This is a genomic window from Methanofollis ethanolicus (assembly GCF_001571385.1).
Classification (GTDB): Archaea; Halobacteriota; Methanomicrobia; order Methanomicrobiales; family Methanofollaceae; genus Methanofollis; species Methanofollis ethanolicus.
Genome location: NZ_BCNW01000001.1, coordinates 1946275 through 1958416 on the forward strand (window position 1 = coordinate 1946275; position 12142 = coordinate 1958416).

At 61.5% G+C, this 12142-nt stretch carries 9 protein-coding genes; 3 read left to right on the top strand and 6 right to left on the bottom strand.

The features are described 5' to 3' along the window. The first annotated feature begins 134 nt into the window (after positions 1-134). The 3 genes from MEFOE_RS09515 to MEFOE_RS09525 are packed head-to-tail and all read left to right on the top strand — an operon-like array spanning position 135 to position 3307. Entirely contained in the window at positions 135-839 is a 705-nt protein-coding gene (locus MEFOE_RS09515) for a hypothetical protein (RefSeq protein ID WP_067051488.1), read from the top strand. A gap of 13 nt (positions 840-852) precedes the next feature. Further along, entirely contained in the window at positions 853-2178 is a 1326-nt protein-coding gene (locus MEFOE_RS09520; protein WP_083523411.1) for a DUF2254 domain-containing protein, read from the top strand. A 49-nt stretch (positions 2179-2227) separates the two neighbouring features. Continuing rightward, positions 2228-3307 (top strand): mechanosensitive ion channel family protein, encoded by a 1080-nt coding sequence (locus tag MEFOE_RS09525; RefSeq protein ID WP_067051492.1) that lies wholly within the window; start codon positions 2228-2230, stop codon positions 3305-3307. A 160-nt stretch (positions 3308-3467) separates the two neighbouring features. Here MEFOE_RS09525 and MEFOE_RS09530 read toward each other — a convergent pair whose 3' ends face one another. The 6 genes from MEFOE_RS09530 to MEFOE_RS09555 form a co-directional block, all read right to left on the bottom strand. Then, on the bottom strand, positions 3468-4958 hold the full coding sequence (locus MEFOE_RS09530; protein WP_067051494.1) for an arylsulfatase: 1491 nt from the start codon (positions 4956-4958) through the stop codon (positions 3468-3470). A 144-nt stretch (positions 4959-5102) separates the two neighbouring features. Next, a complete protein-coding gene (locus tag MEFOE_RS09535; protein ID WP_201785187.1) occupies positions 5103-6326 on the bottom strand; it encodes an anaerobic sulfatase maturase in 1224 nt (407 codons plus the stop codon). Between the two features lie 155 nt (positions 6327-6481). Then, entirely contained in the window at positions 6482-8830 is a 2349-nt protein-coding gene (locus MEFOE_RS09540) for an arylsulfatase (RefSeq protein WP_067051497.1), read from the bottom strand. Positions 8831-8954: 124 nt separating this feature from the next. Beyond that, positions 8955-9866, bottom strand: a complete 912-nt coding sequence (locus MEFOE_RS09545; protein ID WP_067051499.1) for a bile acid:sodium symporter family protein — start codon at positions 9864-9866, stop codon at positions 8955-8957. A gap of 399 nt (positions 9867-10265) precedes the next feature. Then, positions 10266-10595, bottom strand: coding sequence for a hypothetical protein (locus MEFOE_RS09550; protein ID WP_067051500.1), 330 nt, complete (start codon positions 10593-10595; stop codon positions 10266-10268). 42 nt (positions 10596-10637) lie between these two features. After that, positions 10638-11933 (bottom strand): cation:proton antiporter domain-containing protein, encoded by a 1296-nt coding sequence (locus MEFOE_RS09555; RefSeq protein ID WP_067051501.1) that lies wholly within the window; start codon positions 11931-11933, stop codon positions 10638-10640. Between the last annotated feature and the right edge of the window lie 209 nt (positions 11934-12142).

Sequence of the window (12142 nt, forward strand, 5' to 3'; positions counted from 1 at the left end):
ATGTGTGTGAGACTCCCTTCCCGGCAGATCGAAACATATCGACTCTGGGCCGTGGAGCATGATTTCGGCGACATTGAAGAAAGAATATATACAATGGTCATTACTGAACCGGCTGAAGACAGGGGTGAACGGATATGCCGAAACTGCTCGACACAGTCTCCGAAAAACCGGTCATCCCGCCCGGGCATTCGATCAAAGCACCCCGCTCTGCAGCGATCGCCGGCATCATTTTTGCCGTCCTGTACGGTTCATCCCTGGTACTCATGGTCCTCTCGATCCCTCCCTATGCTCTCGCCGATTATGAATGGGTGCGAACTCACGCAAAAACGGTTGAATTTGCACTGATCATGGTCCCGTTCTCCGGGATCGCCTTTCTCTGGTTCATCGGCGTGATCCGGGATCAACTCGGCGATGTCGAGGACCGGTTCTTCTCCACGGTATTCCTTGGTGGCGGCCTTCTCTTCCTGACCCTCACGTTTATCGCAGCGGCATTCGTGGGAGGGCTTCTGAGCAGTTATGCCCTCCTTTCGAGCACCGTGATAGAGAGCGGCGTCTTCCTCTATGGCAGGACGATGATCTATCAGGTTCTCAACCTCTACGCCATCCGCATGGCGGGCGTGTTCATGATCTCCCTGGGGACGATCTGGCTCCGCACCGGGGTGATGCACCGCGCCTGGGCTCTCGTAACCTATGCGCTGGCCCTGGTGCTGCTGCTGAGCATCGGTTTCTCCCTGTGGGTGCTCCTGATCTTCCCGGCATGGGTGCTGGCTGTCAGCGTCCACCTGCTCGTCCTGAACCTCCGCAATCCGCCCGATGCGGTAAACGGCGAGGTGCACTAAACGCTGGTGCCGCATGAGCAACGCGAAGATACGGCGGGCCCGGATCCGGTACACCCGGGATCGGATACGGGTGAATTTCTGGTTCACTCCCCTGCTGATGTCGGCAGGCGCGATCATCCTCGCCGGGATCCTGCTCTGGGTGGACGCCCGTATCCCCTATGACTTTACTGCGATCAGCCGTCTCGTCCTGAAGGGCGGCGTTTCCGAGACACGCATGTTCCTGATCAACCTGGGCACGACCATTCTCCTCACCGCAGGCGTGGTCTTCACCCTGCTCACTCTGCCGCTCTCCACGATGGCGTCCCAGTACGGCTCCCGATTGATCCGGCTTTTCATGGGCGATCGCACGACGCAGTTCGTCCTGGGCATGTTCGTGAGCACGGTCGTCTACTGCTGGGCCGTCGCCGAGTCTCTTCCTCTGGAGGAGGAAGGCTGGCAGATCCCGCAGCTCACCCTGACCGCAGCGGTGCTCCTGCTGCTCGTATCCTTCGCCTCATTGATCCTGCTCGCCCAGCATCTCAGCACCATGATCCAGGCTCCCACGATCGTGGGGAAGGCAGGAACGGAGCTGCAGGACGCGATCTGCTCCCTGGCTCAGGAAGAGCCGTGGAGCGGGCCGGACGGGGGATCGCCGGATCTCATGGCGGAGGCCGGCGGCCACCCGGTACGGGCGATGAAGGCAGGCTATATCCGGTTCATCGATCACGACCACCTTCTGGCGGTTGCGAACGGGAAGGACGCCGTCATCGAACTGCGGATAAAGACCGGCCACTTCGTCGGGCGCGGGGTCGTCCTTGCCCTCGTCCGGCGAGCCGGAAAGGTGGACACGGGGCTCGATAGAGAGGTGCAGCACGCTATCCACATCGGAGACCAGCGTTCGCCCGCGCAGGACGTCGTCTATGCCGTCACCCTGCTCACGGAGACTGCGCTGCGGGCGATGTCGGACAACGATTCCTACACGGCGATGATGTGTCTGGATTATCTCGGCGAAGGCCTGGCACTGTACCTCAGGCAGGGCGAACCGACCTCCCGCTATCATGACCGTTACGGCCGTCTCCGCCTCGTGACCGAGCCCGTGACCTTTGGCGAACTCGTCAGCGAGTCCTTCGACACCCTCCGGCATGCAGGGCGGGACAGCGCCCCGGTTCTCCGTCACATGCTCGACGTGATTGCGGCTGTCGGCACGGAGGTCACCTCCCCCGGCCCCTGCCAGACCCTACGCCGCCAGGTCTCACTCATCCGGGATGAGGTTCGGACGAGCAGCCTGATCGACGAGGACCGGCGCTCGATCTGCCGGAACGCTGACCTCGTGGAGGCGGCACTGCCATGTGCGGGGTGATACCAGACGCCAGAGCCACGATCGGGAACGAGCCGGAGGGACGATTGAGATGAACGTGACTCCAGACTCTATCACAGGTGTCGGTGCCCAGCTGGCAGAAGCCTTTATCATTCTTTTCGTGACCGGCGTCGCCGTCGTCGCCGCCCGGGTCATTATGCGTCGGTGGTTCTGGCCGGCGCTCCGAAAACCGCGTCTGGCACCGAGCCGGCAGATGCTCTCGCTTATCGAACGGTTCGTCTATCTGTTCATCATTATCTTCGGCCTGCACCAGGTCTTCCGGGTCGTCGCACCGGATCTTCTCTTCTTCGAATCTATCTTCTTCCTCCTCTACTGGGTCCTGGGAATGTACTTTGCGGTACGCCTCATCTCTGCCACTGCCGATTGGTACCTGGGCACACTCGCTCCCGGGTTCGAGGGAACGACCCACGAGAAAGTCGTGCCTCCCATAAAATACATCCTGTATATCATCATCTTCGCACTGGCCTTCATCATCCTCATGGACTTCTTCGGGATCACCGGGACAGCCCTCACGACGAGCCTCGCCGCACTCGGCGTGACGACGCTGGTCGTGGGACTTGCCGCCGAGAACATCATCAACGACGTCATCACCGGACTCGTGATCAGAGTCGACCAGCCCTTCCGGCCGGGCGACCGTATCGAGATCCAGGAACTGAACACCTGGGGCGATGTCCAGGAGGTCGGCTGGCGGTCAACGCGAATCCTCACCCGGGATAAACGTATGGTCACGATCCCCAACTCTCTCATCGGCAAGAACCTCGTCACGAACTACTCTATCCCCAACACGTTCTTTCGGGTCGAAACGGACGTGGCCGTGGCATATGGTGCGGATATCGAATCCGTCCGGCAGATGATACGGGAGGCCGTGGAGGAGCAGGACTGGGTGGTGAGGGATAGGCCGATTCAGGTGCTGCTATGGGAGTTCCGGGAGACCGGGGTGCTGATCCGGGCCAGGTGCTGGATAGAGGACTACGTCGATACCCGGATCGTGGTGGACCAGTTAAACACGGCGATCTACAGGCGGATATTCGAGAGAGGCGTCATCTCAGGGCCGGCATCGGATATCGTCCTCCATACGCCGGAGGGCGAAGAGAAGAGAATAAACGAGTGATCATCCCATCCCGGCGGATACGATCTCATCGATTCAGAGGAGGAAACACGGTCATCGGCCCCGGGCCGGCAATCGGTAGCCGGGGCATGGATACACTGACGCGGTTCCTTCTTTCCTCAGCCAGACGTGCGGGAACTCCCGGCCGCATGAAAAAAGGAATTCAATGAAGTTTACTGCTCCCCATCTCCTCGAGATGTCGCATCACGGCGTCCAGATTGAACGCGGCCGGCTTCTGGCGCGGAGGGAACTTTGTAAATGCCTCGATCTCCGCTGCGACGAGCGCCTGCATGCCATAGACCAGGTATGCATGGGAGATCATCCAGTCGTAGTAGGTGTTCGAGTTCTCGTCGGCCCGCTCGAACGGGTCCCGCCGCAGGTTGAACATCTTCGGGATCCGGAGCGGCACGAACGGTTCCATCCAAGTTGCGAGTTGCTTTGCCCGCTGTTCCATCAGCACGACCTTCCAGTCCTTGTGCCGGATGCCGAGGATATCGCCGTCGTCGCTGATATAGAAGAAGGTCTCGCGCGGACTCTCCGCGACGTCTCCTGTCAGGTACGGGAGCATATTGTACCCGTCGATATGCACCCTGAAGGTCTTCGACCCGGCCTGATGCCCTGCGAGGAGTTTCTCCTTGATCGCCGGGTCGCCGGCGGCCGCCAGGAGCGTCGGCAGCCAGTCCTGGTGGGCGACTATCCCGTTGAGCACCGTTCCGGCCTTGAACGTGCCGGGCCAGCGCACAAACGCCGGGACGCGCCATCCCCCCTCCCAGTTCGTGTTCTTTTCTGACCTGAACGGGGTGATCGCAGCGTCCGGCCAGCTGTTGAAGTGCGGCCCGTTGTCGGTCGAGTACATCACGATGGTGGTGTCTGCGATACCAAGCTCGTCCAGTTTGTCAAGCATCCGCCCGATGTTCTCGTCGTGGGCCACCATCACGTCGTTGTAGAACCCCTGGCCGCTCTTGCCTTCGTGTTTTTCGGCACAGTGGGTCCGGAAATGCATGGCCGTGGTATTGTACCAGACGAAGAACGGCTTCCCGTTTTTGTGCGCTCTTTCGATGAACTCAAGGGCATGGTCGGTTATCTCCTCGTCGATCGTCTCCATGCGCTTCTTCGTGAGGAGCCCCGTATCCTCGACCGTCTGCCCGCCCTGACCGTCCGACACGGTGTGAAGGACGCCTCTCGGCCCGAAACGCTCTTGAAATGCCGGGTTCTTTGGATAGTCCGGTTCTTCCGGCTCCTCCTCGGCATTCAGGTGATAGAGGTTGCCGAAGAATTCATCGAACCCGTGCATCGTCGGCAGGAACTCGTCCTTGTCGCCGAGGTGGTTCTTTCCGAACTGGCCCGTGACATACCCCAGCGTTTTTACGAGTTCCGCGATGGTCGGGTCCTCCTTCTGGAGGCCGACATCAGCCCCGGGCATCCCAACCTTGGTCAGCCCCGTCCGGATCGGGTTCTGGCCGGTGATGAAGGCGGCCCGCCCTGCGGTGCAACTCTGCTGGCCGTAGTAGTCGGTGAAGGCGATGCCCTCGTTGGCGATGCGGTCGATGTTGGGTGTCCGGTAGCCCATCTGGCCCCGGTTGTTGTAACTGATGTTCCACCAGCCAATATCATCCCCCCAGAGAATGAGGATATTTGGATGTTCTTTTGCCATATGTTCCTCCTTGAGGATCTGGCGGCCCGGTATTATTTATACAATATTTATATTTTTATAATAATCAAAAAGATATGGGATGGACGTGGCATCGCTGATCTGAAAGAACACTTCTCCCAGAAGATAGGTCGTGCCGATCCTGCTTCACGGGCGCTTTCGCATCCTATATTTGCCCTTTCCCATCATCCTCATAATCTCCCCTGCTGATCTGCCTTTCCGGATCAGGTCGGCCATGATCCTCATATACGGGTCTGCATGCGCAAAAAAATCCCTGTAACCCTTGCAGAGATAGTTCAACCCGGCCTCTCCGTCGGGCGTCTCGACGAAGCGGTTCTTCGGGCACTCCCCGTTGCAGACCGTGAGGAACTCGCACGCCCGGCAGTACCGGGGAAGGGTATCACGCTTGGCCAGACCGAACTGCCGCTGCTTCTCCGAGTTCACCAGGTCGGCCACCGGCGTCGTGAGAATGGTGCCGAGGTAGTGGTCGGGTTCGACGAAGTGGTCGCAGGAGTACAGGTCCCCGTTGTGCTCGAGCGCCACCCCGAGGCCGCACGTAGGGCCGAAGACGCAGACCGTCCCGGCCATCCCGAGCCAGCCCGCGAGAGCCCCGTCGAAGTTCAGGACAAACATCCGGCCCACGTCCCGCCTGACCCACTCGTCGAAGATCGCGACGAGGAACCGGCCCCACTGGGCGGGACGGACGGAGCGGTCGGTGACCGTGGTCCCCTCCTGGAACCCGGTCTCGTTCTCCCGTTCCACGATGGGGATGAACTGGACATAGGGCGTGCGGAGTTCGTCGCGGAAGAAGCGGTACACCTCCAGCGGACGGTCGGCATTCGTGCGGTTGACCGTGCAGAGGATGTTGAACGCGACATGGTGCTTCTGGAGGAGACGGGCGGCCCGTAGGACGCGGTCGAAGGTGCCGCGGCCCCCCCTGTCCCGCCGGTAGACGTCGTGGAGGTCGCGGGGGCCGTCCATGCTCAGGCCGACGAGAAAAGTGTTGTCGCGGAAGAACCGGCACCACGCATCGTCCAGGAGGATGCCGTTCGTCTGGAAGGTGTTCTCGATACGGGTGTCCGGGTCGGCATACTTCTTCTGCACCTCAACGGAGCGCCGGAAGAAGTCCAGGCCCATCAGGGTCGGCTCCCCTCCCTGCCAGGCGATCGTGACGCGGGGGACGCGGTGGCCCTCGATGGTCTGGCGGATGAACCGCTCCATCACCTCGTCGGTCATCCTGAAGTCGCTGCCCGGGTACAGCCCTTCCTTCTTCAGAAAGAAGCAGTAGGCACAGTCGAGATTGCACCGTGCGCCCGTCGGTTTCGCCATGACATGGAAGGCGGGTGGCGTCCCGCCGTCATATCCGCTCACTCGGTCCCCTCCGTTTTTACGAGAGGGACCGGGGTTAAACCCCGTCCCTCCTTCGCCCGGATCAGTGTCCTTGCGAGAGATAAAGGTGAGGTGCCTGTATCGGGATCGCGCGACCTCTCCTGCAGGAGAGGGGCGCGACCCCAACGGTTTGCATTCTAATCCCGCATCACCCAGGCCGTGACCTCCTTCTCGAAGTCGATGTAGGGTTCTCCGCTCACGTCCACCACCACCCGCTCGATGGTTCCGCCGGTGAAGGCAAACGGTGCGGCATAATCCGGCGATACCGGGGACCCGCTGTCGCGGCCGACGCAGAGGCCGTCGCCGGTGAGGGAGAAGTATCCGGGCTGAGTCTTGATCCTTCCTTCTCCCACCTTCTTCATGTCCACATACAGGGTGAGGGTGCCCATCGTACTCTTTGTCTCCGCATCCTCCCCGTCCCTGGCGAACTCCGCGGTGAAGACGTGCCTCCCGGCGGGCACGGCGCCTTCCGAGGAGATCTTCTGGATGGCGTCCCCGAGCCAGTTGTAGACATAGTGCAGGCGCCCGTCTGCGATGTACAGGCTGTGGCCGCCGGCCACTCCGCCGTGGGCGAAGAGCACACCCCGGGCGTCCGGACCGTCGATAACGGCGCCGGCGGCGATGGCGTACGATCGCCTGCGGATGTTGACGGCCACCGACTCCGGAACCTCGGCGGTGCCCGAGTAGTAGACATAGCGGTTCCTCGGTTTCGAGGGCTGGGGCCGCGGCGATGTTAAGATCTCCATGGCGGTGCGGTCGTCGAGAGGCATCCCATGGTAGATGCCCGCATAATAGAACCACAACCCCTTGAGCGTCTTGAGCATGTCCGGATTCAGGTCGGCCAGATTTTTCATCTGGGCACGGTCCTCTGTCAGGTTATAGAGTTCCCAGACATCGTGTTCGAAGTTGCTCCAGCCGGAGATTGGCGGGTGAACGGTGTTCGCGAGCCAGCCCTGGTGATAGATCGCCCTCATGCCGAGCATCGCATAGAACTGGGTCTCCCGCCCGGGCGCATCGGGATCCGTAAAACTGGCCTTGAAACTCTCCCCCTCGAGGGGGTTCTGGGTGTAGCCCTTCAACACCTCCGGCGGCTCGACTCCCAGCAGTTCGTAGAGGGTGGGGACGATGTCCACGGCGTGGATGTACTGGTGACGGTTCTCCCCGCGGGCAGCGATGCCGCGGGGCCACGCCACAAGGCACATGTCCGCGAGTCCCCCCTCGTAGCCGGCGAACCGTTTCCAGTAGGGGAAGGGGGTGTCGAACGCCCACGCCCATCCGCTGCAGTAGTGGTTGTAGGTCCCGGGCCCCCCCAGCTCGTCGATATGGGGGAGGTTTGCCTCGACCGTATCAGGTACGTTGTTGAAGAATTTGTTCTCGTTGAACGAGCCGCTGGGCCCGCCCTCGGCGCTGGCGCCGTTGTCTGATACCACGACGATGATGGTGTTCTCCAGCTGGCCGGACTCTTCCAGGTAATCGAGGATCCTTCCGATCTGATCGTCAGTATAGGTGACGAAGCCGGCATACACCTCTGCCATGCGGATGAACAGCTTCTTCTCGTCATCGCTCAGCGATTCCCACGGGAGTACGAAGTCGAGGGCGGGCCAGGGCTGGCCGTCCGGCCCGGTAACTCTGGGCTCGCCGTGGGGGTTGATGGGCGAAAGTTCGGTGTCTTCCGGCAACAGCCCCATCTTCTTCTGGTTCGCCAGGATCTGCTCGCGGATCTTCTCGTAGCCCATATCGAACCGGCCCCTGTACCGGTCGGCCCACTCCTTGAAGACGTGGTGCGGGGCGTGAGAGCACCCAGGGCAGAAGTACATGAACCAGGGTTTCTCTGGAGCGATGGTCTTCGAGTCGCGGATGAACTCGATCGCTTTATCGGCTATATCCTTCGAGAGGTGGTAGCCTTCATCCGGCCGATACGGTTGCTCTATCGGATGATTGTCATAGACGAGATCGGGATACCACTGGTTTGTCTCTCCTCCCAGAAAACCGTAGTAACGCTCGAATCCCCGTCCGAGCGGCCATCGACCCTTCCACGAGGACATATCGGTCTCTTCTCCCGGGGTCAGGTGCCACTTGCCGACAGCGTAGGTGTTCCAGCCCCGTTCGTTCAGCACCTCCGAGATGAACCCGTTCTCGAAGGGAATACGGGCGGAAAGCCCCGGAAAACCGGCGGACCCCTCCACGATGCAGGCCATGTCGTTGCTGGTGGCGTTTCTGCCGGTGAGCAGGCACGAACGGGTGGGCGAACAGAGTGCGGTGGTATGGAAGTTGCTGTACCGTATGCCCATATCGGCAATGCGCTGCATGGTGGGCGTCTCGATAGGCCCTCCGAATACGTCCATTGCCCCGTAGCCCACGTCGTCCCAGACGATCATCAGGATGTTGGGGGCCCCCTCAGGCCCCAGGGGCTGTATGAATGGATCCCAGTCAGGCACCGAATCCCGGATGTCGAGATTGACCGTGCCCTTGAATTTGTGTGCCATATTTCCTCCTCCCAATGTGCTTTAATCACAGCACTGGATCGGGACACGATATATCCGATAGTATTTATATTGGTAATTGGATGGTCTGAGAGAAGATGCAATCGGAGAAACACGGAACCGCTTTTTATCCGGGCGGCGCCCGTTTTGCCAGGGTCTCCTCGGGACCCACAGGAGCGGGCGCTTCAACTCGCCGGCCCAGTTCGCCGCCGATGACCATCAGCAGCACGAGCCCGACCAGCCCCACCACGAGGACCATGACGAGGACGTCGGGGTCGGTGAAGTTGAGCCCGGCGACGGCGGTCGCCGCTCCGAGGTTGCGCTGGGCCGTCCCGAGCCCCATCACCCGTCGCGTCGCCCCGTCCCGCCCCCCGAGGAGGTATCCGATGGCGAATGCCGCGAGCAGGAAGAGGACCGAGGCGATGATGGCGGTCGAACCGACGACGCCGACGAGGTCCCCGAAGTAGCCCACGAAGAACGCGACGACGAGGACGATGAGGGCGAGGCCGGATGCCTGGGACATTGCCGGTGCGACGCTCTCTGCAATCTCCTCGTAGCGCGCCCGGACAACGAGGCCGACGACCAGGGGGAGGAGCATCAGGAAGATGAGCGACCGTGCGATGTCCCAGGCACTGATCGTGACGCCGGTAAGCGCAAGCGGGAGGACGAGAGGGAGGTAGCCGATCGTCACGACCATGAGGAGCACCATCAGCCCCACCGAGAAGGCGGGGTCTCCCCTGGTGATCTGCGCCAGTTTGGGCAGGAAGGGGGCGCCTGCAGAGAGGGCGACGATCAGCAGCCCGATGGTGAGTCCCTCGCTGAGGGGAAGAGCGGCGAGGACCAGGAGAGCGACGGCAGGGACGAGGACGAAGTTCGCCAGCAGGGCGAGCAACACCAGGCGTATGCCCTTCAGAGGTGCGAGAATCTGCGGCACCGTCAGGGTGAGCCCCATCGCAAGCATGCTGCAGACGACGAAGACGAGCACGGCAAGTTGACCGAAGACGAGAATGAATTCAGTGAAGGGGAGTGTTTCGACCATACCGGCATCGACCTGGACAGAGAATCCGGTTTTCCCATGGGGGAATTTTTATAAAAATATTGCGGCCCTGCGCGATATGCCGGAAAAAATCCCTGTACATGCGACACACGCCGGGAGAGGGATCTCTCGCCACCTGCGATCGCCGTGCGTCATATATATAGCCGTGCTGCAGATGGAAGGCCGTCCCCATCGACCGCTGTCGGGAATGCACATCCGGGTACAAGATATGCTACGCCCGGGGTCGATCCAGGGCCTCGCACAGGTTCTGCGAAATCATGATGGGGACCGTCTGGAACCCCACGACAAAGATCAGCACGTTGACGAGATCGATATTCAGGACAGGCGAAGCGATCCTGACTGCCCGACCCAGAAACAGGGTCATGGGGAGGGATAAGATCATCACAAGAGACGCATAGAGGATGGGGCCGTGGGTGCCTGGTATATGGGGGTGAAGAGGGGGTACAGCGGCATGAGCGGGGCCATCCCGATCAGGAGAATGCCGAAGGCGATCTCCGGGTCGAGGCCCAATCCCCGGACAATAAGAATGGCGCCTGCGGGAATGACGATGAAATTGAGCACACGCGCCCTCACGAGAGGAAATGTTCGCGTCTTCCTGATTTCAGAGACCAAGAGGTTCGGGCCGAGGGAGATGAGCGTGGATATGACAGGGGAGACGCCGATCGCGATCCCGATCCGCTGGAGATCGATTCCAGACAGTTCCTCCTGCATGCAGACCGGTTTCCTTTCGTGATGCGTTCGCGGAATCTCACCTCATCTGCCAGGACCCGTCGTCGCCTCGTCGCCCCACCGGGTGGGGAGGTCCGCCGCCGCCTCTTTTTCGGGCGCGGCATCGTGGAGCGCCCCGGCATGACGGCTATACCGTGCAATCGCCGGATTGGCCGATATCCCGTGGGCAAACACGCTCAGCATGACGGTCGCGACGGCGGCCGCGGCCAGGGTCCGCATTCCCGGCAATGCTCCCGCCTCCTCCAGGGTCGTGAGCATGAGCACGATGGAGGCGAGGCCGCGGGGGCCGAACCACCCCAGAAACACCACCGTTCGCGCGTTCAGCCGGGTGGCGACGAGGGAGACGGCGACAGGGACCATGCGGACGACGGTGAGGCTCAGCACCGCATAGAGGAGCACGACGAAGGTGACATGCTCGAAGAGGAGATAGGAGATGACGCCGAGGATGAAGAAGACGAGGTGGCCGAGCACCTCCCCTTCGGCCACGGTGAAAACGATGAGCGACGTCACGACCTGCCGGTAGACGGCCCCGGTGGCAAACCCGGCGACGAACGCGGCGATGAAACCCGATCCTCCCAGGAGGTCGGCGAGGACCCAGGCGATGATGGCGATCCCCATGAGCGCGATCCACTCGTAGGTGTGCGCCATCCATTCCTTCTCCGCCGCCCTGCTCAGCACCCACCCGCAGGCATACCCCACCGCGCCGCCGACGAGCACGGCAATGCCGATCTGGACGAGAGCGAGGACGAACAGGTCGCCTGACCCCAGGGCATATGTTTCCTCCCCGACGGCGAGGGCCCAGAGGATGGTGAGCACCGGGATCACCGCGCCGTCGTTGAGGCCTGCCTCCACATTGAGGGCCTGGCGTATCCGCAGGGGCACCTTGTCGCTGGTCACGATCGCCTCGCCGAGCGCCGCGTCGGTGGGTGCGAGGAGGCAGGCGAGGATGGCCGCCTCGAGGAGGGAGAGGTCGGTGAGCAGCACCACCGCGGCAATGACGCCTGCAATGATGGTCAGGGGCAGACCCAGGAGCAGCAGGCGTGCGGGGAGGTCGCCGCTCACTTTCAGGGCATGGATGTTGATGCGGGACGCGTCGGAAAAGAGCGTGAGCACCAGCGCGGTTTCCGCCAGCAAAAGCACAAGAGACCTCTCGACGGTCAGGGTGACGAGACCGATGCCCCCCGTCCCGAGAAGCAGGCCCGCGGCGACGAAGACCATCGGCGCGGTGATCACCGTCCTCTCGATCCGGCGGGAGACGAGGCTGTAGAGGAAGAGCACGGTCACGAAGGCGGCAAGGAATACGAGTGTTTCGTCTACCATTCCATCACGAAATCCTCCATGCTCTCTTTTTTTCGACTCCTCCGTACCTGCCGGGGTCGGAACGGAAAATGTGGTCTCTCCCGGCGTTATGCCTCCATAGGGACGTTTTTCGCGGGTCGGGTGTATGGTGGCGAACATATATACCTTTCGAGATAGTCTGAGATCCTTCGATGCTCTGGCCGGGGAGACCCTATTGGCCCGCGAACCCC